General features: G+C 39.7%; 19 protein-coding genes. 16 read left to right on the top strand and 3 right to left on the bottom strand.

Annotation, left to right across the window (positions count from 1 at the left end; all coding sequences use genetic code 11):
- The first annotated feature begins 49 nt into the window (after positions 1-49).
- The 8 genes from BUB77_RS09440 to BUB77_RS09405 all read left to right on the top strand — a co-directional run bounded on the left by BUB77_RS09440 (position 50) and on the right by BUB77_RS09405 (position 7,314).
- A complete protein-coding gene (locus tag BUB77_RS09440) occupies positions 50-1,039 on the top strand; it encodes an SIS domain-containing protein (RefSeq protein ID WP_073275114.1) in 990 nt (329 codons plus the stop codon).
- 517 nt (positions 1,040-1,556) lie between these two features.
- Entirely contained in the window at positions 1,557-2,876 is a 1,320-nt protein-coding gene (locus BUB77_RS09435; RefSeq protein WP_073275111.1) for an anaerobic C4-dicarboxylate transporter family protein, read from the top strand.
- Positions 2,877-3,055: 179 nt separating this feature from the next.
- Positions 3,056-4,045 carry an SIS domain-containing protein gene (locus BUB77_RS09430; RefSeq protein WP_073275109.1) on the top strand — a complete coding sequence of 330 codons (990 nt, stop codon included), beginning with the start codon at positions 3,056-3,058 and terminating at the stop codon, positions 4,043-4,045.
- A gap of 29 nt (positions 4,046-4,074) precedes the next feature.
- Complete coding sequence (locus BUB77_RS09425; protein WP_073275107.1) at positions 4,075-4,962, top strand: fructoselysine 6-kinase; 888 nt, start codon at positions 4,075-4,077, stop codon at positions 4,960-4,962.
- Positions 4,963-4,988: 26 nt separating this feature from the next.
- Positions 4,989-5,402: a cupin gene (locus BUB77_RS09420; RefSeq protein WP_073275105.1), complete on the top strand. Its 414-nt coding sequence runs from the start codon at positions 4,989-4,991 to the stop codon at positions 5,400-5,402.
- 5 nt (positions 5,403-5,407) lie between these two features.
- Positions 5,408-6,058, top strand: a complete 651-nt coding sequence (locus BUB77_RS09415; protein ID WP_073275257.1) for an HAD family hydrolase — start codon at positions 5,408-5,410, stop codon at positions 6,056-6,058.
- Positions 6,059-6,142: 84 nt separating this feature from the next.
- Positions 6,143-6,616 (top strand): MarR family transcriptional regulator, encoded by a 474-nt coding sequence (locus BUB77_RS09410; protein ID WP_073275103.1) that lies wholly within the window; start codon positions 6,143-6,145, stop codon positions 6,614-6,616.
- A gap of 164 nt (positions 6,617-6,780) precedes the next feature.
- Positions 6,781-7,314: a flavin reductase gene (locus tag BUB77_RS09405; RefSeq protein WP_073275101.1), complete on the top strand. Its 534-nt coding sequence runs from the start codon at positions 6,781-6,783 to the stop codon at positions 7,312-7,314.
- A 153-nt stretch (positions 7,315-7,467) separates the two neighbouring features.
- Here BUB77_RS09405 and ytaF read toward each other — a convergent pair whose 3' ends face one another.
- Complete coding sequence (gene ytaF / locus BUB77_RS09400) at positions 7,468-8,112, bottom strand: sporulation membrane protein YtaF (protein WP_084124055.1); 645 nt, start codon at positions 8,110-8,112, stop codon at positions 7,468-7,470.
- Between the two features lie 224 nt (positions 8,113-8,336).
- On the opposite strand from ytaF, the gene BUB77_RS09395 reads away from it, so the two are divergent.
- The 3 genes from BUB77_RS09395 to BUB77_RS09385 all read left to right on the top strand — a co-directional run bounded on the left by BUB77_RS09395 (position 8,337) and on the right by BUB77_RS09385 (position 12,178).
- Positions 8,337-8,762: a hypothetical protein gene (locus tag BUB77_RS09395; protein ID WP_073275099.1), complete on the top strand. Its 426-nt coding sequence runs from the start codon at positions 8,337-8,339 to the stop codon at positions 8,760-8,762.
- A gap of 29 nt (positions 8,763-8,791) precedes the next feature.
- The gene (locus BUB77_RS09390) at positions 8,792-10,960 is read left to right on the top strand and encodes a protein translocase subunit SecDF (RefSeq protein ID WP_073275096.1); all 2,169 of its coding nucleotides are present in this window, start codon (positions 8,792-8,794) and stop codon (positions 10,958-10,960) included.
- A 231-nt stretch (positions 10,961-11,191) separates the two neighbouring features.
- Positions 11,192-12,178, top strand: coding sequence for an inorganic phosphate transporter (locus BUB77_RS09385; RefSeq protein ID WP_073275095.1), 987 nt, complete (start codon positions 11,192-11,194; stop codon positions 12,176-12,178).
- Positions 12,179-12,285: 107 nt separating this feature from the next.
- Here BUB77_RS09385 and BUB77_RS09380 read toward each other — a convergent pair whose 3' ends face one another.
- The gene (locus tag BUB77_RS09380; RefSeq protein WP_073275093.1) at positions 12,286-13,560 is read right to left on the bottom strand and encodes an ArsB/NhaD family transporter; all 1,275 of its coding nucleotides are present in this window, start codon (positions 13,558-13,560) and stop codon (positions 12,286-12,288) included.
- A gap of 498 nt (positions 13,561-14,058) precedes the next feature.
- Between BUB77_RS09380 and BUB77_RS09375 the strand changes: the two genes are divergently transcribed.
- Both BUB77_RS09375 and BUB77_RS09370 read left to right on the top strand, forming a co-directional pair.
- On the top strand, positions 14,059-14,778 hold the full coding sequence (locus BUB77_RS09375; protein WP_073275091.1) for an SDR family oxidoreductase: 720 nt from the start codon (positions 14,059-14,061) through the stop codon (positions 14,776-14,778).
- Positions 14,775-15,551 (top strand): meso-2,3-butanediol dehydrogenase, encoded by a 777-nt coding sequence (locus tag BUB77_RS09370; RefSeq protein WP_073275089.1) that lies wholly within the window; start codon positions 14,775-14,777, stop codon positions 15,549-15,551. Before BUB77_RS09375 ends, BUB77_RS09370 begins: the two co-directional genes overlap by 4 nt.
- Positions 15,552-15,649: 98 nt before the next feature.
- Here BUB77_RS09370 and BUB77_RS09365 read toward each other — a convergent pair whose 3' ends face one another.
- Entirely contained in the window at positions 15,650-15,862 is a 213-nt protein-coding gene (locus BUB77_RS09365) for a hypothetical protein (protein WP_073275087.1), read from the bottom strand.
- A gap of 502 nt (positions 15,863-16,364) precedes the next feature.
- On the opposite strand from BUB77_RS09365, the gene BUB77_RS09360 reads away from it, so the two are divergent.
- From BUB77_RS09360 to BUB77_RS09350, 3 genes are all read left to right on the top strand, one after another.
- Positions 16,365-17,072 carry a DNA alkylation repair protein gene (locus tag BUB77_RS09360; protein WP_073275085.1) on the top strand — a complete coding sequence of 236 codons (708 nt, stop codon included), beginning with the start codon at positions 16,365-16,367 and terminating at the stop codon, positions 17,070-17,072.
- A 62-nt stretch (positions 17,073-17,134) separates the two neighbouring features.
- Positions 17,135-17,899 (top strand): AAC(3) family N-acetyltransferase, encoded by a 765-nt coding sequence (locus tag BUB77_RS09355; RefSeq protein WP_073275253.1) that lies wholly within the window; start codon positions 17,135-17,137, stop codon positions 17,897-17,899.
- Positions 17,900-18,869: 970 nt separating this feature from the next.
- Positions 18,870-20,249: a right-handed parallel beta-helix repeat-containing protein gene (locus BUB77_RS09350; protein ID WP_073275083.1), complete on the top strand. Its 1,380-nt coding sequence runs from the start codon at positions 18,870-18,872 to the stop codon at positions 20,247-20,249.
- Positions 20,250-20,662: the final 413 nt, after the last annotated feature.

Raw genomic sequence — 20,662 nt, 5'->3', positions numbered from 1 at the left:
TATCATATACACAGAACAATAAGATACATAAATTAAAGGAGAATGAAAAATGGAATATAAAAGTACAGACATTAAAAATATTATGGAAGAGATTTTGGAACAGAAGAAGGACAAAGGCGGAGTGAAATCGCTTTATTTCGTCGGATGCGGAGGCTCTTTAGGAGCTCTCTACCCTGCAAAGACTTTTATGGAAAGAGAGTGTGCAGGTATCAAGTCCGCATGGATAAACAGCAATGAATTTGTTCACAGCACGCCAAAGGATTTTGGAGAGAATTCTATCATCTGCCTTGCCTGTCATAAAGGAAATACACCGGAAACAATACGTGCGGCAGCGCTTGGTAAGAAAGCAGGAGCAGCCGTTATCATACTGACCTGGTTACAGGAATCGGAAATCATCCAGTATGGTGATTACATTGTACGCTATTCTTTTGGTGATGAAAAGGATACGGCGGGAGAAAAAACCATCTGTGGACTGCTTGTTGCAGTTGAACTGCTGAAGCAGACGGAAGGCTATGAAAATTACGATAAATTCCTGCAGGGTGTTGGTATGATTGACCGTATCGTAAAAAATGCTTGCGAGCATGTGAAGAAACATGCCCTGGAATTTGCAGAAAATCATAAAGACGACAATGTAATCTATACAATGGCCAGCGGTGCGGGATACGGTGCGGCATATATGGAAAGCATCTGTATTTTTATGGAGATGCAGTGGATCAATTCAAACAGCATTCACAGTGGCGAATATTTTCACGGTCCCTTCGAGATAACAGATGCCAATATTCCCTTTGTAATTCAGATTTCAGAAGGCTCAACCCGTGAATTGGATGAGAGGGCATTGAAGTTCCTGACCACATATGCGAAGCGCATCGAAATTCTGGATGCCAAGGAGCTTGGGCTTTCCACCATTGATTCTTCCGTAGTTGATTACTTTAACCATTCGTTATTCAATAATATATACCCGGTATATAATCAGGCATTGGCCGCAGTGCGCGAGCATCCGCTGACTACCCGCCGTTATATGTGGAAAGTTGAATACTAATATCATATAAAAAGAGATTCCTGACTATCTTCTCGAGCGGTGTCCAAAAAGACACCGCTTTTTGTGCTGTGCCGAAACGAATTACCTGAGGTATTAAGGTTGAATATTTATAGCCTTTTTATAAAAAAGTATAGGTGAACTGTCTTTACCTGTTCAAGGCAGAGGGCAAAAGAATAATAGAAAATTGTCCTGCAGGAATCACCAGGAATGTATTAAAATGTATTGCTACTATGAAAAGTATATAAAAAACGGCAAAAAGAACTTACACATTAGGATAAAATGATTAATACCTCTTGACATAATTAAAGTGAGAATGTATTATTGTATTAAATACAAAGCAATACAAATAGATACAAATAGTGAAATATTAAAAAATGATTGCTCTTGTATTGTTACGGTTAGAGATGTGCGCACCATCTTTAAGAACCATATAAGTATACTGAAAATTAAATAAATCAGTATTTCATACATGGATTTGCAAAAAAATTAAATTTAACTCATTTGAGGAGGTTAATTTATGTTCTGGATAGAATTGATTATTGTCCTGGCGATAATTTTCTGGGGAGTTCGCAAGGGTGGGACCTTCCTGGCTATGGCCGGTGGTGTAGGCATGTTGATTATGACTTTTGTTTTACATGTAAAGCCTTCAGATCCGCCAATTACAGTTATCTTAATTATGATTGCTGTAATCTGTGCGGCATCAACAATGCAGGCTTGCGGAGGCCTGGAATTTATGGTCAAGATGGCGGAGAAAATTCTTCGCAAGAATCCGCAAATGATTACGGTTTTAGCTCCTGTTGTTGCTTATTTATTCACATTTATGTGTGGTACCGGCCATATTGTGTACAGCTTGCTGCCGGTTATCAATGAGATCTCATTAGAGACCGGTGTTCGTCCGGAACGTCCAATATCTGTCGCAATCGTTTCTTCACAGCAAGCAATCACGGCATGCCCGATAGCAGCCGCAACAGTTGCAATTCTTGCTTTTATGGCTGATTCATCGTATACGTCGGTAAACCTTTTCACTTTGCTGCTCGTATGTGTCCCTGCAACCTTGATAGGTACAATTGCCGCAGCATTTTCTGTTCTTAAAAAGGGCAAAGAGTTAGCGGATGATCCCGAGTTTCAGGCACGTGTTGCTTCCGGACTTATTGAGGATTTTTCAAAGAAAAAAGTTGAAGAAAAGCCTGCCACAAAAAATGCAAAGATTTCAGTTGCTATTTTCTTAGGAGCAATGGTAGTGATTGTTTTATTGGGTGCCTTTCATTCATTTCTTCCTAAATTTGCGGATGATTCCGTTTTGCCGATGACTTCGGTAATCGAAATTTTTATGCTTGTAGCCGCAGCTATTATGGTTATTGCCAGTAAGCTTGATAGTGATAAGATTTTGGATCAACCGGTTTTCCGTACTGGTATGTTTGCAGTTGTTTTAGCATTTGGGCTTTGCTGGTTAGTAAATACGTTTATTGGAGATCAGGCTTCCTTTATCACGGATAACATGTCTGCTTTGACAAACAGGTATCCCTGGATCTACATAATTGCCGTATTTATTGTTGGTGCTATAACGACCAGCCAGTCCTCCACAACAATGATTATGGTTCCGATTGGCATTGCTTTAGGCCTTCCTGCCAATATTATTGTAGCCGGGTGGATTGCTTGTTCTTCAAACTATTTCATTCCTGCATCAGGTCAGTGTGTTGCTGCTCTTGCATTTGACTCTGCGGGTACAACAAAGATTGGAAAATTCGTTTTAAATCACAGCTATATGGTTCCTGGTCTGGTTTGTACAGTGGTTTCCGTATTGGTTGCCATTGGTCTTGGAGCAATTGTATTTTGATAACGGCCGTCAATTAGCCTGCTTTTGATTGGAGCGCAGCTGATGTCTTGGGGTGATTTTTTGCATTGGCTTCGGCTGCGGTCCTGTTTTCTACAAAAAGGAGGTTAGAAATTCTTTAAAATAAATTAATCTAAAAATTAAAGCTGGTTAACTTTATATTGGATAGAGGAGAATGAAAAATGGAATATAAAAGTACAGACATTAAGAACATTATCGAGGAGATTTTGGAACAGAAGAAAGACAAAGGCGGAGTGAAATCACTTTATTTCGTCGGATGCGGAGGTTCTTTAGGAGCTCTCTATCCTGCAAAGACTTTTATGGAAAGAGAGTGCGCAGGCATCAAGTCCGCATGGATAAACAGCAATGAATTTGTTCACAGCACGCCAAAGGATTTTGGAGAGAATTCTATCATATGTCTTGCATGCCATAAGGGCAATACACCGGAAACAATACGTGCGGCAGCGCTTGGTAAGGAAGCAGGGGCAGCCGTTATCCTTCTGACCTGGTTACAGGAATCGGAAATCATTCAGTATGGTGATTATATTGTGCGTTATTCTTTTGGTGATGAAAAGGATACGGCGGGAGAAAAAACCATCTGTGGACTGCTTGTAGCAGTTGAACTGCTGAAGCAGACGGAAGGCTATGAGAACTACGAGAAATTCCTGCAGGGTGTTGGCATGATTGACCGTATCGTAAAAAATGCATGCGAGCATGTGAAGAAACGTGCCCTTGTATTTGCAGAAAGCCATAAAGACGACAAGGTGATCTATACAATGGCCAGCGGTGCAGGATATGGCGCGGCATATATGGAAAGCATCTGTATCTTCATGGAAATGCAGTGGATCAATTCAAACAGCATTCACAGCGGCGAATATTTTCACGGTCCCTTCGAGATAACAGATGCCAATATTCCCTTTGTAATTCAGATTTCAGAAGGCTCAACCCGTGCATTGGATGAGAGGGCGCTGAAGTTTTTAACTACCTATGCAAAGCGCATTGAAATTCTGGATGCCAGGGAGCTTGGACTTTCCACCATTGATCCTTCCGTAGTTGATTACTTTAACCACTCGTTATTCAATAATGTATATCCGGTATATAATCAGGCGTTGGCCGCAGAGCGTGAGCATCCGCTGACTACCCGCCGTTATATGTGGAAGGTTGAGTATTAATTTTGACATCGAATAAGAGGAGTGAAGAAATGAAGAATGGCAGAATTATTTCCATAGGAGATAATGTATGTGACAAGTATCTTTCCCGTGGAATAATGTATCCTGGCGGACAGTGTGTAAATACCTGTGTTTACGGGAAAATGAATGGCATGGATACCGCATACCTTGGAAAGTATGGAAGTGACGAGGTTGCAAACTATGTACGGAAGGTCCTGGCAGAGATAGGAGTTGACGATAGTCATTGCCGTCATTTTGAAGGAGAAAATGGATTTGCTCTGGTTACGCTGAAAAACAATGACCGTGTATTTCTAGGCTCCAATAAAGGTGGGATAGCGAAAGCGCACCCTTTTGTTTTTACACAGGAGGACTTTGAATATATCAAAAAATTTCATCTCATTTATACGAATTTAAACAGCTACATTGAAGAAAACCTTCCGGAATTGAAGGAAACAGGCGTGCCCATTGCTTATGATTTTTCAAACAGATGGACAGATGAATACCTAGAGAAAGTGTGTCCGTATATTACGGTGGCTATTCTGTCCTGTGCACATCTGACACCTGAAAAACGAAAGACTGAAATGAAAAAGGTACAAGCCTATGGAGTTCCCATTGTGCTTGGTACAATCGGAGAAGACGGGTCTTACGTTCTCTGCAAAAATGAATTTCTTTATGCCCTGGCAGTTCATGCAGAGGATGTCATTGATACCATGGGAGCAGGAGATTCCTACTTTACTGCTTTTCTGTGTTCGCTTCTGGAATACTCAGAAACAGGAGCGCTTCTGGAAGGTACTGATGAAGAAATGTTAGGACGCCTGAAAGCTGCAATGAACAGAGGAGCAGAATTTTCTGCAAAGGTCTGCACGATGGAAGGTGCATTTGGATATGGTACAAGGATAGCAGGAAAAACAGAAGTATAATTAGAAAATAAGCGGAGGAAATTATCATGAAACCGGATATATATGAAAATAATAACGAAGGAATTCTGTGCGTTTACAAAAATGAAAAATGGCTGGTAAGTATTAAAAATTGGAAGCCGGACAATGATATTGAAGGCATTGTCCATTTAGAGGTTCATCATTCAACAGATGAGCAATTTATTCTTGCTGCCGGTAAAGCAATCTTGATAACTGCTGAGCGTGAAAATAACAAATTTAAAATAGAATTAACGTTAATGGAAAAGGGAAAGGTTTATAATGTACCTGCCGAATGTTGGTTTTACTCAATAACACAGAAAGACACCAAGATGATGTATGTTCAGGATTCCAATTGCTCAATGGAAAACAGTGACTTCTGTGAGCTTTCAAAGGAAGAAATTGAATATATTCAGGTAAATGCACGTAGGCTATTTTCAGAATGAAAGAAATGGATAAAAAATATATTCTTTTTGATTTTGACGGAGTTATTGCAAATACAGAAGAAAGCAATGCAAAATATCTTAGACAGGCACTTGCTTGCTTTGATATTACACTAACGGATGAAGAACGCAGTAAATTAATTGGTAAAAATGATCCGTCTCTGATAGCCGGCTTGTTATCAAAATCATTAAAAAAAGTCACATTGGAGGAATTCACAAATAAACGCAGACAGATAGGCAATACCTACGAAAATAGTTGTATGGAGCCTATGCCGGGATTGGTTTCTTTTATTAAGGAGTATCGGTGTAAAGGAATCAAAACCGGCATTGTAACATCAACTTCAACACGGCTTATCATTATTGCATTAAATCGTATGAATATGATGTCTCTATTTGATGTGATTATTTGTGGTGACATGTGCACAAAAAGCAAACCGGACCCACAGGGGTATTTAAAGGCCATGAATTTACTTGGTGCCAGACCGGAAGAATGTATTGTATTTGAAGATTCTCCGGTGGGAATACAAGCAGCGAAGAGCGCAGGTGCTTTTGTTGCAGCATATTGCGGTTCAGGCATTAAGCAAGATATCAGTAAGGCAGATATCTCCGTTGATTCGTTTCTGGAATGTCATGAAAAGATAAAGAGTTTGATATTATAATAGCTGTTCTATTTTTATATTGTTGAAATAGAAACAAAAATTGATTATAATATTATTCATATACTAAAAGGGGGAGGGCAGGCCATGAACAAAGAAGAACAGGTGATAATAGGTTTCAGGGAATTGGTTAACAAAATGGCTTGGCTTAATAAGTTCAAGATGGAAGAAAGTCTGAAGGGCTATAAGTCTTCAGAAATACATTACATCGAATGCATTGAAAAAAATGCAGATTCCAATGTGACAAAGCTTGCGGAGGCTCTTTATATGACGAGAGGAGCTATAAGTAAAATGACGAAGAAGCTTGAAAAAAGGGGTATCATTGAAAGCTATCAGAAGCCGGATAATAAAAAAGAAGTCTATTTCCGGCTTACTGAACAAGGGCAGGAAATTTATAAGTTACATGAGGAATTGCACAAAGAGTTCAGGGAGCGGGACGAAGCTGTATTTGAGCAGGTAACCGAGGAGCAATATGACAATATGCTTTGCTTCCTGGAAAAGTACAGTAAACATCTGGATGCTGAAATTAAGAAGCTGGGAATGGATAATAAGCCGGAATAAATATTAATAATGAAATGAATATGAAATCACAGGCAGTCTGGCTCTATTGAGAGCGGGCTGCCTTTTTACGAATGGTATTTTGTTGACAAGGAAACAAAATGATGCTATAGTAACTATGTTGACCAGGAAACAAAATGATGACATTTGAGAGGAGAATTTATAGGATGAATTTTGAGCAGCTATTTAAACAAATTTCCCCGGAAGAGATAAGCGACAATGTATTTACGCTGGCAGGAAAAGATTTTTATGTCGTTACTGCGGGCAAGGAAGAGCATTATAATTCCATGGTAGGCAGCGGAGGTGGTTTTGGGCTTCTTTTAAAGAAACCCACCACCTGGTGCTTTTTTCGGGCAGACCGATATACACTTGAATTGATTGAAAAAGAACAAACATATACGCTTTCCTACTTTCCAAAGGAATATAGGAAGCAAATGTTCTTTTTGGGAAGTAAATCAGGAAGAGACAGTGAGAAGATGAAAGAAGCGGAATTGACAAGTGTAGTAACCCCTTCCGGAGATATGTCCTTTAAAGAAGCCAGACTAATTCTTGAATGTAAATTGACAGCAATAACTACTGCCAATCCGAATGATTATTACGTGCAGGAAGATATCGACTTAATAAACGAGGCATACAACGAAGCAAAGGTTTATCGCAAATTGGTATTTGGGAAAATCACCCATGTCTGGGTAAGGAAATAAGAATATGTATGGCAGTACCACAGACAAGTCTGTGGTATGCTATGGGAGCATTGTGTGAAGGAAAGGCGTTTTCACACTCCATTATTTATGGCAGTACCACAGACAAGTCTGCGGTATGCGATGGGAGCAAGTGTGGAACCGAAGTCAATAATTTTATAATAATCTTAAAAAGGCTAAAGCAATAAGTAAAATACCTCCTAACCAGGATATTTGGATTGGCACCTTATCACTGATTTTTCTTCCTATTAATTCACCTGATTTTATTGATATATTGCTTAATATGAGGGAAGATATGATAACTGCCACAATATTTATATTTCCTAACGCTGCACCTACTCCTGCAGCCATACTGTCTATGGATAAGGCTACCCCAAGGGTAAATGCTTCCTTTGGAGATAGTATTTTGGATTGATCCAAATCAGCTTCTTTTGGATTGGCATATATGTTTAGGATAAAATTGAGATTGAACATGTGGAATTGGAATTCCTTTTTTAGTGTTGAATGTTTATTAATGATCATCTTGATTAAATTATCCATCAGCCGGCCTATACCTAAGAATAATAAAATCAGAAAAGAGATCAGCTTTAATAATCCAGCGGGGATATACGGCATAAGAAAAACACCAAGCAAAAGGGAAATGCCTAAAATCCCGGTACACAGAAAAGCAATTACCTGCACTGATAAAAAGGGTATTTTAATTTTATTGCTTCCATATGCTAAACTGGCGATTAATGCGTCAGTAGATAATGCGGCTACAAATAAGACAGACTCTGCAATTTTTAATAATAGATAAAACATAACTTTATTCCTTAAAATCCTTTTGATTTATCTTATGATAAATAAATCTTTTAGTTCCTCATTGAATTATGCCTTCTGTTTCCATAGAGCGGCCTGAGTTATTTATTCCTTCTGCGGACAATCAGGATATGGTAATGCATTTAAGATGATTCATCATATTTTGCATTGAAAAAATAGCTTCCGTATGGTATAGTAGCATTTGATTATGAACAGAGGATATGGTTATGAAACAGAAGACAATTTCTTGTGGTATATTGACATTTCTATTTTATATAGCGGTAGTGTCAATAGGAATGTACTCTCCCAATATGGAGGTAGATTCTTTCTTTTCATATTCTGATCCAACAAATACCCTGTCTTCCTCATCCGGTAATCTTAAGAGAATGGATGCAACGGATGAGCTATTCGGTGAAATTGCAGATGAAATCCCGGCAAGTATATCATCCGGGACAAGGGATGCATTTTCCTATAGAAGTTTTCCTTTGGTACTTTCCTTATCAATGGCAGTTCAGCCATTTATTCCACTTTTTATTTGGGTTGTTTATCATGCTTTACTCCAGAACGAATTTATTGACAGAATGTATCTGATTCTGTTCATACATAATTCGGATGGCAAGAAAGGGGACTTAAGCAGGCTTTTAATGGCATAATGAAAACTAAATAAGAAAAGAGGAAAATTATGAAGCCAGGTAAAAAAATGCTTACGGTCATTTTACTTGCTATAGCTGCTTTTATTTTTATTGCAATTTTTGGCTGTGGAAATAAAATCAAGGGAGTATTTAACATACGCTATGGTATTGATATCCGTGGGGGAGTAGAGGCAATTTTCGAGCCCAAGGGACTGGACCGTGCTCCCACTGTCAGTGAGCTGGAAACGGCAAGAGAAGTTATAGAAACACGACTGGATAACCAGAACATCACAGACCGTGAAGTTACGGTGGATAAGAAGGGCGGTTATATTATCGTTCAATTTCCATGGAAATCCAATGAGACAAGCTTTAATCCGGAGGAAGCTATTGCAGAATTAGGAGCGATGGCGAAGCTTACCTTTCAGGATTCTGATGGAAAGGTGCTGATAGAAGGCAAGGATGTGCAAAAAGCAACAGCAAAAACAAGTTCAGCCGTTACATCAAAGGGCTATGAGGTAGCTCTGAAATTCAATTCAAAAGGGGCGAAACTGTTTGAAAAAGCCACTGAAAGCCTGATTGGTAAGTCAATGAGCATTTATATGGACAAGGATTTGATTTCCAGTCCGTTAGTTGAGACAAAAATATCCGGCGGAGAGGCTGTCATTACAAATATCGAAACTTATAAAGAGGCACAGCAGCTTGCTGCTAAAATCAATTCGGGTGCACTTCCATTTTCCCTGGAAACGACAAATTTTAAAACCATAAGTCCAACCCTTGGAAATAATGCCTTAAATATCATGGTCGCAGCCGGACTCATCGCATTCTTTGTGGTATGTGTCTTCATGATAACCTTTTATAAGCTACCAGGTATAATTGCCTGCATCACGCTGTTATTGCATATGGCATTACAGCTTCTTGCAATTTCTGTTCCGCAGTTTACACTGACACTTCCCGGAATAGCGGGTATTATTCTGTCCATAGGAATGGCAGTGGATACCAATATCATAATAGCCGAACGAATATCGGAAGAAATAAAGAAGGGCAGTTCTGTCAGAAGCGCTATAATAAACGGATATAAGCATGCGTTTTCATCCGTACTGGATGGAAATGTTGCAACAGCCGCAGTGGCGGTCATATTGATGATTTTTGGCTCGGGTTCCATGCTTAGCTTTGGATTCACGCTTTTAGTTGGTATGATTTTGAATTTATTCATAGGTGTCAACATATCGAAACAGCTTCTTTTATCGGTCGTTCAATATGAGAGATGGTACAATGTGAAATGTTTCAGGGAAAAGAAAGAGAAGAAGGTAATACCCTTCTATCAGAAAAAATATCTATTTGCAATTATTTCAGGTGTTATCATACTGAGTGGTATTATCGGATGCTTTTCCAAAGGAGTAAGACTGGATACCCAGTTTACCGGAGGTGTTGTATTAAGCTATACGGTTTCAAAAGACGCTGATACAGACAGGATAAAGAATGCCATAGAAAAGCAGAGCAACAGGCCGGTCACCGTACAGATAACAGAGGATAAAGTAACCGGAAAGGAAAGCCTTTCAGTTACCCTTGCTGGAAATAATGGTATGTCACCGGAGAGCCAGGCGGCGGTAACGGAAGCAATCAACAGTACATCAAACAGTATTCATGCACAATTGGCACAGACTTATGTAGTAGAACCGTATATTGGTGCAAAGGCACTGAAGAATGCTGCTTTGGCTATTATACTGTCTTTCATTTTTATTATAATTTATATAGGGATAAGATTTACAGCATTATCAGGGCTTTCAGCCGGAGTTACAGCATTAATTGCACTGATTCATGATGTCCTTGCAGTATTTTTCACATTTGCACTGTTCGGCATTCCATTAAATGATGCCTTTGTGGCGGTGGTGCTTACAATCATAGGGTATTCTGTCAATGATACGATTGTAATCTATGATAGAATACGTGAAAACAGAAAGAATAATCCTAAGATATCCGTTGTGGAGCTTATGAATGAAAGCACATCACAAACACTGGCCAGATCTATTAATACTGTTTTTACGACAGGAATTTGTGTATTCATTATTTTAGTAGCTTCCATCGTATTCCATATCAGTTCCATTATGGAATTTTCACTGCCAATGTTTGTTGGTATCATTACAGGCTGCTATTCATCCATTTGTATTGCAGGAACATTATGGGCATTCTGGGAGAAAAAGAAGGAAAAGGTTAAGTAATTATTGACAGCAGTTCACTTAAGGGCTGCCGCAAAAAGAAAAACGGCTGCCGGATATTGTTACATCCGGTATGAAGCATCTTTTTCTGACAGCCTTTAAGTATTTCATGTAAAATATCAAAGGGGGCCAGCTATGATATAAAAATTATTTATTGAATTATTCTTTTTTGATATGGAATCGTAGAAGTTTATTTAAAAAAAATTATATTAAAGGTACAGACATAGGAGAAATATGATTTTATTGATTTTAATTATTATTTTAGCACTAAGTTTTGATTTGATTAATGGTTTTCACGATACTGCCAATGCAATTGCAACAGTAGTATCTACTAAGGCTTTAACATTAAAGAGAGCAATTATCATGGCCGCTTTTATGAATTTTCTGGGAGCTGTAATTTCAACAGGTGTTGCTGAGACAATTGCGAAAGATATTGTAGATTTAGATAAAATCTCAAATGGCTCGATTGTTATGATAGCTGCTTTAATAGCTGCTATTCTATGGAACCTGCTGACCTGGTATCTGGGTATTCCCAGCAGTTCCTCCCATGCACTTATTGGTTCTTTAGCAGGAGCTGCTTATGCAAGTGTAGGAATTCATGCAATTAAATTAAAAGGGTTTGTAAAGGTTGTTTCTTCTCTTATCATTTCACCTCTTCTGGCTTTAACCGTGGGTTTCTTAATGTTTACCCTGATTAAAATCCTTTTCAAAAAGGCGAATGCTGTAAAAGCAAATAAGGGTTTTCGCAAGGTTCAGGTTCTAACAGCTGCCTTACAGGCATTTTCTCATGGTACCAATGATGCACAGAAATCCATGGGTATCATTACAATGGCCTTGGTAAGCTATGGTTATCAGACTGAAATGACAATTCCGCATTGGGTACAGCTGCTCTGTGCTTTGGCTATGACAGTGGGAACCTCCATAGGTGGATGGCGTATTATAAAAACTGTTGGAACTCAGATTATGAAGTTAAAGCCTGTCAATGCTGTAGCAGCCGATCTTTCTTCTGTATTGATAATACAGATAGCAACCAGATTTGGGCTGCCGGTTAGTACCACGCATGTTGTTTCTTGTTCTATCATGGGAGTTGGCGCTTCCTATCGGGTGAAAGGGGTCAATTGGGGCACGGCCAAGAAGATGGTTTCCGCCTGGTTTACAACGATTCCAATTACCTTCATAATATCTGCTGCTATTTGTGCGGTATTAAATCTCTTTCTATAGGGGATGTTATTTCATTTCCTGCCAATGGTTTTAATAGTACACGGCTTTGACTGTGATTTCAAAGCCGCAGCGGCAATTTCCGCGATTGGGATTTACTCTGTATTTGCTTAATTCCATATAAGCCAAATCAATAGGTATCCGGTAATAATTGCTGCAAAGGTTATAGGAAAGCTGATTTTCATATACTGGCTTGTTTTCACTTCATAACCATTCCTCCGCAGTATCCCTATGGCAGTTATATTGGCAGAGGCGCCAATCGGAGTAAAATTGCCCCCCAGAGTTGCACCGCACAGCAAGCCAAAGTATAAAATTGTCGGGTCTATTTTCATTATCGCTGAGATACCTGAAATGACCGGGAGCATGGTAGCAACAAAGGGAATATTATCAATGAAGGCCGCAAATAGGACGGACACCCAAACGATCAAAGTATACATAATAAAAAGATTATCACCGCTGAAGTGTATAAATATCTTGCTGATTTCTTCCACCAATCCAGCCTCTGTGATACCGGCAACAACTATAAAAAGCCCGGAGAGTAATAGAAGCGTGGAAATATCAATCTCCCTTAAGGTCCTTCCAAAAAGCGTCTTATCCTTTTTCCCAGCAAATGTAATAATTAACCCCAGGATAAACAAGCCTGTACAAATAAAGCCATTCGTCAAGGCGGGTTTGTCTGGGACGAAGGAAACAACTATTAAGAGCAGAATCATCATAACCAGCAGAAAAGACGGCAGATAATCCGTTACCAGGGTTCTGTTTTTCTTTAAGTCCACCGACAGCAGCTGGCTGTATTTTCGGAATACGAGAAGGCATACCAGGGTAAAAGCTACGGCTCCGGCCTGTACTACCCAAAATATGCCCGGTTTTCCCTGATAAATAAAAAAATCGGAAAACGTCATATGCGCATGGCTTCCCATCAAAATCGCCGTTGCATCTCCCACAAGAGTAGCCGCTCCCTGTAAATTCGACGATATCGAAATGGCTATCACACCGGGAACAGGTGAAATGTTCAGCTTCTTTGCAATTGTCAAAGCCACAGGTACTACCATTAAAACGGTAGCAACATTATCTACGAATGCCGAAATAATTCCCGCAAACAACGCAAGAGAAATAATAGCCCATTTTACATTGGGAACTCTCCCTAATATCAGATCCGCTAACAGCGCGGGCATTTTTGACTCGATAAAAAGTGCGACAATCCCCATTGTTCCAGCGAGCATTAATATTACATTAAAGTCAATAGCAGATAATGCCTTACTGAAAGTTAAGGTTCCGCTGATAATATAAATCAGAGCGGAGGACAGTGCGACAACCGCCCGATATTTGGGCAGCAGGAGCAAGAGCGTATAAGTAATTAAAAATAAAATCAATGCAAATATCATAAATATCTCCTTAAATTATTCTGTAAACAGTATCCGTTCGGGAAAACAGACTTCAGCATATCTTGGTATGTTTCTTATAATTCACCCCTTCCTAAATCAATTAAGACAATAAAAAAACAGCTTCTTTTTATAGTTAGGCAAATAAAAAAAGAAACTGCATTCAACAAGTCTGGGTCCTCCCCCCTGAGAGACCCAGACGACTTGAAAACAGTTTCCTGTCCAACCGATAGAAATTATTTAATTTATTCAATGCTATCATTTTATTTGCTGCATGTCAACTGCAATTTAAGTGGAACTTAATTCTCAATTTGCAGCGTAACTTAATCCTTAACCCGTTATTTACTCATGAAAAATCATCAAAGATTAAATGAAGTTATGCGTTTTAGTTATACCCTCTATGCGCAACAACGATTATGCAAACTCTGCAAATGGGGCTATCATATAACTATATTCAATCCAATCAATGGAAATACTATTGGCATATGAAAGGAGAACAAAATGAAAGGACAACTAAACAAACAAAAGATTCTGGTTATAGGCGGGTCAAAATATCTGGGCTTGGCAATCGCCCAGCAGGCAAGTGAAGCCGGAGCGGAGGTCATCATCGGAGCACGTAATCTTGAACAGGCTTCTCAGGCAGCCGCACAGCTTCCCAAGGCTAGTGCAATTCATATCGACATTGCAGAGGAAAGCACAATTGCTGCCGCAGCATCCCAGCTGGGGCATATCGATCATGTGGTAATAACCGCGTCTGCCCATCATAATGTTCCTGTCAAAGCTCTGGAACATGATAAAATTGTTGCAGCCTTTGAGGCAAAGGTGATTGGACCTATGCTACTGGCAAAGCACTTTGCTCCGATTCTGTCTCCGGGCGGCTCAATTCTTCTATTCTCCGGTGTGGCTGCATGGAAACCATCCCCCGGATATGCGGTGATGGGAGTGACCAACGGAGCGGTTTCTTTCTTAGTTTCCCACCTGGCAAAGGAACTCGCACCTATTCGAGTGAACGCCATTTCTCCCGGCATTACAGATTCCGGTACTTGGAACACTCTTGGAGAGCAAAACAAAAAAGAGCTTCTGGAAGGTGCTGCATCGTCCAGCTTAGTAGGACGGTCCGGTACAGCCGATGATATTGCGGATACTGCCATATGGCTGCTTGGCGCCGGAAATGTTTCAGGAGAGACCATCCATGTGGAAGGAGGAGCACGGCACGTATGACAAAAAATTCTTATTCCTTCGATCAAAAAGTCGTACTGGTAACCGGGGGCGGCAGCGGAATGGGCCGTGCCATTGTGCAAGCATTTTTAGACAATAATGCCACTGTTGCTGTCATTGGGCGGCGCTTGGATGCATTACAGGATACCTTGGCTCCTTATCCCAAAGAACGTACACTGGCTATTTCCAAAGACGTCTCTGAGCCACAGGCTGCCGCACAGATAGTGGCTGAGGTACTGGAGCATTTCGGACGCTTGGATGTAGTAGTAAGCAATGCCGGTATTTATGAGGGCGGAGACATTTTGGAGCTGGACAGTAAGAATTGGGAAAGGCTGCGCTCGATTAATCTGGATGCATTTTTTTATCTTGCTCAGGCTTCATATCCGGCATTGCAGGAGGCACGTGGTACATTGATTGCTACCTCGTCGGTATCCGGACTGAATGGAGACTGGAAACAGGCCGCTTATAACGCCACCAAACACGCAGTCAATGGCTTTGTCCGTTCACTGGCGCTGGACTGGGGGGAGAAAGGGGTTCGTGTAAATGCTATTGCACCAGCTTTTACTGTAACAGATATGACTAAAAGTATGGCTGGGACGCCGGAACAACTCGCTCCGTTTAATAACCGTATCCCATTGGGAAGGCCGGGAACTCCGGAGGATATCGCCCCGGCTGTCCTGTTTTTGGCTTCACCTGACGCAGCCTATATCACAGGAGTGGTGTTACCCATCGACGGCGGAACCAGTGCTTCTACCGGCCAGCCGCATATAGTGTAAAAAGAGAAATAAAGCCGGAATATTGCCTTAGAGTGGCAATGTTTCGGCTTTAATCTTCTGTCTGAATTTTCGCTTTTATATGTAAATCCTAACAATCTTCATTTCATTTGGTTAAAGAAATCTTCTTTTGATGAGCATATAAGAAGTTCATTATCAATTAATCCAAAGTATTTGTCACTCAATTCAGGACACTTTCTTTGGCATTTGCCCACGCATCCAAATTTTAATTTGCAATTTACATCCTCTGAATAGGCTTTTATTTCATTTACATCAAAATTAGAACAATGCTTACATACTTTTACTTTTTTCATAATCAATCTCCTTATTTTAATATCATAGAGGTAACCCATATAGCCCATGTTTTAATATAGTCCTCAAAAGCTTTATCTGTAATATGAAGTTAATATAATAAATAAAGTCATACGCTATTAATAGTTTATTAACTAAGTCTGCGTCATATTTTTCTTATTTTAGATGTTCCTGAAAAAGATTTAACAAAGATTGATATCTTATTTTTTAGGCAGATCCCAAGGTATAGGTAAGAAGTTCATCAATACATCCACAGGCTTTCCATTCCAGATAATTTTAGTATTGATTTGTATTTGCGTCAACTAGTTTTTAGCTAACGGTAATATAGAAGTTTTAGCTAACAGTAAAATAGAAGTTGTTAACTGAGAGTAAAATAGAAATTGTTAACTGACAGTAAAATAGAAGTGGGCTTGATTCTGAGGCTAATTTACCATATAATTGATGTAAAAGATTGTTACAGGATACCGTGGTGATTATTAGTAATAGCTTGAAGGGAGGATTTCTGTGGACGTTCAAACAGTTTTACAGGAACTTGAATTATTAGGTTCGGAGCGAACAAAAAAAGTGTATATGCAGCAGGGGGCCCAGGAACCTCTTTTTGGTGTTGCAACCGGTGCGATGAAGCCAATTTTTAAGAAAATCAGGAATAATCAGGCACTTGCAAATGAGCTTTATGCCACTGGCAATTATGACGCCATGTATCTTGCCGGAATGATCGCAGACCCGAAAGTCATGACTGAAGCGGACTTTAACAGATGGATGGTAGGCGCATATTTTTACATGATTTCAGATTTTATCGTAGCCGTGACCCTTGCGGAAACAGACTTTGCCCAGGCTGTATCTGACAGATGGATTGCATCCGGCAAAGAATTGTATGTGTCCGCCGGATATAGCTGTTATTGCTGGCTGTTGGGCAGCCGCAGGGATGAGGAGTTTGACAGGGAAAAGCTGAATACCATGCTCGAAACGGTGGAGAAAACAATTCACAGCAGCCCTGACCGGGCCAGATACGCCATGAATAATTTTGTTACAACCGTAGGTATTTCCTATGTTCCGCTGCATGAAAAAGCAATATCAGCAGCAAAAAACATTGGAACGGTAGACGTGTTCAGGGGCAAGATCAAATGCAGTGTCCCACTGGCAGCTGATGAAATCCAAAAAGCAGTGGATAAAGGAAGAATAGGATTCAAACGTAAAAACGTCAGGTGCTAGAGCTTGATTTTATACAATTCCGGAATAGTGATGAAAAGATTTTGAAAGGAGCAGGACTGCATATGCATACGAAAAACTCTTTAATCAAAGATATTGAACAAGCAGGAATTAGAAAAAATGGAACTTTGCTCATCCATTCTTCCATGAAAGCGGTAGGAGTGGTGGAAGGCGGAGCTGATACGGTTCTGGATGCTTTTATTGAATATATGAAAGAGGGGCTATTGTTATTTCCGACTCATTCATGGTCTGATAAAAATTTACGGAACGATATCTATGACCCAAAGACAGAGCCTTCCTGTGTTGGAGTACTGCCCAATCTTTTTATGAAAAGAGAAGGTGCAATTCGCTCCATGCATCCTACCCATTCAGTGACAGCCATGGGGGACAGGGCACAAGCCTATGTTCTGCGTGACAGGGAGGTTCATACACCTTGTCCGCGTAATGGCTGCTTTGGCGGACTATACGATGAGGAAGCGCAATTGTTATTTTTAGGTGCCACACTTAAGACCAACACCTTTATTCACAGTATTGAAGAATGGCTGAATGTTCCTGACCGTATAAACCCGCAGTCAAGGAAAATAAAGCTGCAGTTGGAAAATGGGGATACTCAGGAAATTGATTATAATGGTCATTATTCCACCCGGGGGGATGTGTCAAAAAATTATGACAAGCTGCTTCTACCAATGCTGCAAATGGGGATTGCGAAAGAAGTGAAAATCGGAGATGCTGTTTCCTATGTAGTTGAAGTGAGGCCTATGACAGATTGGGTCGTAGGGCTGTTGAAGGAAAAACCGTCTTTATTTGACGATGGTAAGCCAATTGAATAGGAATAAGAAACGCTTTTTACAGTAATATGGAAGTAACAGAGGACATTGTAAAAGTGATAAAAGAAGCCTTGAAAGTAACATTTCAGGGCTTTTATATTATGGCTCTCAGTCAATAGCGGGAGTGGTCCATCTTTTTTAAATTAATAACTTCAGTATTTCTTCACAATTATCTCAATCCAGGGGGGATTGGGAACGGACGATGATTTTGGCTTACCTTTCGTAGTTTTCTCGTTCGGGGTTCCGAATTCCACTAAAATGCCGGCAGCTGTTCCTGGCAGGTGAAATTATACCAAACTCGCTGGAAGGTTGTTTCAGTGTAGAGCTGTGAGCTCAGACAGTGGTATAATTTTACCTAGGAACAGCTGCCGCCATTTAAGTGTCATTAGGGAACTCCTCAATAGAAAATTACGAAAGGTAAGCCAAAATCATCTGGGGTTGGCAATAAACTCTTGGACAGTTGTTGTATTGTTTGGGTCTTATAGTGCTTTGGGTATGGCAAAGCATAAGACCAAATAATGAATATACACAGATGACCAAGGGGGTTGTTTGGGCATTTTGTCTCAAGAGGTTCCTTATGACACTTAAGCGGCAGGAAACGTGACTAGGTAAAGCAATGCCACTGTTTGAGCTTGATAACTAACACAGCCCTATTTGTTACAGCGAGTTTGGCATTACTTTACCTGCCAGTCACGTTTTCTGCCGTTTTAGTGGAATAAGGGTTCTCGCGCAACAAAAGGTCCAAACAACCCCCTTGGTCATCGTCCGCTCCCATAACCTTCCGTCAAGCGTTTATCGCAACTAAACATAGTAAAATCTTGACAATTCCCACTTTATGGTATATTATAAAACCAATATAGCTGTCTCATTATTAGTGTTAGTTTGTCAATAGAATGCAGATTTCTATATCAGTAAATGAGTGGAGATTAAATGTAAGGTGCGTTAAAAAATACGAAATACAGGGGAGATTAAAATGAAAAAATACTTTAACAAAAATATTCTTATGGTAATTCTGTTCCTAACTACTTTTACAATATTTTTTCTGCAAATGGATGTAACAAAAGCTGATGGCGGTACTTATTATGTGTCGTCAGTAAATGGAAATGACAAAAATAATGGCTCGGCCGACTCTCCATGGAAGACGATTCAAAAAGCCGCAGGTTCTGTTAAGGCTGGAGATACAGTAGTTGTACGGGGAGGGACTTATAAAGAAAAAGTAACAATGAAAACTTCCGGTACGTCAAATGATTATATTACCTTTAAGAATTATGAAGGAGAAACACCAATAATAGATGGCAGCGGTCAATCAGCTTCTGATGATGACAGCACCAATGCATTGATTCTTATAAACAATCAAAGCTACATAAAGGTCGTAGGATTTAGTGTTACAAATTATGTAGTAAGCAATCAATCTGTTCCGGCCGGAATCAGAGTTACAGGCGCTTCTAAGAATGTAGAAATAAGGAATTGCAAAGTTTATGGGATAAAAACTACATATTCCGGCTCTAACCAGGATAGAAATGCACATGCCATAGCCATTTATGGTAGCAATAGCAATAGTGCAATAGATGGCTTGGTAATAGATAATTGTGAAGTATACAATTGTGTTCTTGGCCAGAGTGAAAGTATAGCATTAAATGGAAATGTTACCAACTTTAAGGTTACAAATAATAAGGTTCATGATAACGATAATATCGGTATTGATTTTATAGGCTATGAAGGCACAGCCTCATCAAATGACTATGTGCGCAGTGGAATATGCTCCGGGAATCAGGTATGGAATATCAGCAGTGCAAAAAATAAGACTTATACGGACCTGTGTGCAGATGGTATATATGTTGACGGCGGTGCGGATATCGTTATCGAAAATAACAAAGTCTGGGCTTCCGATATAGGGATTGAAACTGCAAGTGAGCATAAAAACAAGGCAACAGATAAGGTAACCGTACGCAATAATCTTGTTTATAATTGTGGACTTTATGGGATATCCATGGGCGGCTCCGGTGATACAAACGGAAAAGCGACAAATATAAAGATTTATAATAATACAGCCTATAATAATTCTGTAAATATGAATATCCAAAAATACTGCCAGTATAGTTCAAATGTTATAAAAAATAACATTTTCTATCAGGGTACAGCCTTTGAAGGAACCAAAACCAGTATTGTTATTTCTAATAATGTAACCAGCAATCCCAAGTTTGTAAATCCCGGAGTTGATTTTCACTTACAGGCGGATTCTGCAGCAATTAATGCTGGTGTAAATGATAGTGATATTGGTTCGGTGGATTTGGACGGAAATACCCGTATACAAGGCGGAACGGTAGATTGCGGCTGCTATGAAAAGCAATAAGAATGGTTGAATGGATGTGCCTGTCTATTGCGACGTTGATTGAATATACAGGGTTAGATTTAAAAGTTGATGTTTATCATAAGTCTTGTCAGAGGAAATGAACGGGAATATATTTTGCTTTTAAGAAATGTCAAAGCTGAGGCCTGAGGATGGTAATTCTCAGGCCTTTTTGCTATGTGATAAACAGGAATTAGGAGTATTACCAGGAATCCTCCCCCATTCCTGCATTTAGAACCATAATGCTTCTGTATAATTTTTATTTTTGACCGGGCATCAGGCAGCATATACATAAAGCTGATTCAGAAACAATTATAGTTGCATAATTATTAAAGGAAATCTCCTGAAATTGCATAAATCCTTTTTGCACAAAGCATATTAAGAATCCTTTGTATAATATTAACAAAAAAGTATGA

The sequence above is a fragment of the Anaerocolumna jejuensis DSM 15929 genome, from assembly GCF_900142215.1.
GTDB classification, from domain to species: domain Bacteria; phylum Bacillota; class Clostridia; order Lachnospirales; family Lachnospiraceae; genus Anaerocolumna; species Anaerocolumna jejuensis.
Note: the sequence above shows the minus strand (reverse complement) of the source record. Positions and strands in the feature narration are given on the sequence as shown.

What these genes read in the sequence shown, in the direction of transcription:
- BUB77_RS09405 (WP_073275101.1), top strand. Translation starts at nt 6,781, where the DNA reads ATGAATTTTGAGCAGCTATTTAAACAAATTTCCCCGGAAGAGATAAGC.
- BUB77_RS09380 (WP_073275093.1), bottom strand. Translation starts at nt 13,560, where the DNA reads ATGATATTTGCATTGATTTTATTTTTAATTACTTATACGCTCTTGCTC.
- BUB77_RS09440 (WP_073275114.1), top strand. Translation starts at nt 50, where the DNA reads ATGGAATATAAAAGTACAGACATTAAAAATATTATGGAAGAGATTTTG.
- BUB77_RS09435 (WP_073275111.1), top strand. Translation starts at nt 1,557, where the DNA reads ATGTTCTGGATAGAATTGATTATTGTCCTGGCGATAATTTTCTGGGGA.
- BUB77_RS09390 (WP_073275096.1), top strand. Translation starts at nt 8,792, where the DNA reads ATGAAGCCAGGTAAAAAAATGCTTACGGTCATTTTACTTGCTATAGCT.
- BUB77_RS09425 (WP_073275107.1), top strand. Translation starts at nt 4,075, where the DNA reads ATGAAGAATGGCAGAATTATTTCCATAGGAGATAATGTATGTGACAAG.
- BUB77_RS09365 (WP_073275087.1), bottom strand. Translation starts at nt 15,862, where the DNA reads ATGAAAAAAGTAAAAGTATGTAAGCATTGTTCTAATTTTGATGTAAAT.
- BUB77_RS09350 (WP_073275083.1), top strand. Translation starts at nt 18,870, where the DNA reads ATGAAAAAATACTTTAACAAAAATATTCTTATGGTAATTCTGTTCCTA.
- BUB77_RS09430 (WP_073275109.1), top strand. Translation starts at nt 3,056, where the DNA reads ATGGAATATAAAAGTACAGACATTAAGAACATTATCGAGGAGATTTTG.
- BUB77_RS09415 (WP_073275257.1), top strand. Translation starts at nt 5,408, where the DNA reads ATGGATAAAAAATATATTCTTTTTGATTTTGACGGAGTTATTGCAAAT.
- BUB77_RS09395 (WP_073275099.1), top strand. Translation starts at nt 8,337, where the DNA reads ATGAAACAGAAGACAATTTCTTGTGGTATATTGACATTTCTATTTTAT.
- BUB77_RS09375 (WP_073275091.1), top strand. Translation starts at nt 14,059, where the DNA reads ATGAAAGGACAACTAAACAAACAAAAGATTCTGGTTATAGGCGGGTCA.
- BUB77_RS09385 (WP_073275095.1), top strand. Translation starts at nt 11,192, where the DNA reads ATGATTTTATTGATTTTAATTATTATTTTAGCACTAAGTTTTGATTTG.
- BUB77_RS09420 (WP_073275105.1), top strand. Translation starts at nt 4,989, where the DNA reads ATGAAACCGGATATATATGAAAATAATAACGAAGGAATTCTGTGCGTT.
- BUB77_RS09370 (WP_073275089.1), top strand. Translation starts at nt 14,775, where the DNA reads ATGACAAAAAATTCTTATTCCTTCGATCAAAAAGTCGTACTGGTAACC.
- ytaF (WP_084124055.1), bottom strand. Translation starts at nt 8,112, where the DNA reads ATGTTTTATCTATTATTAAAAATTGCAGAGTCTGTCTTATTTGTAGCC.
- BUB77_RS09355 (WP_073275253.1), top strand. Translation starts at nt 17,135, where the DNA reads ATGCATACGAAAAACTCTTTAATCAAAGATATTGAACAAGCAGGAATT.
- BUB77_RS09410 (WP_073275103.1), top strand. Translation starts at nt 6,143, where the DNA reads ATGAACAAAGAAGAACAGGTGATAATAGGTTTCAGGGAATTGGTTAAC.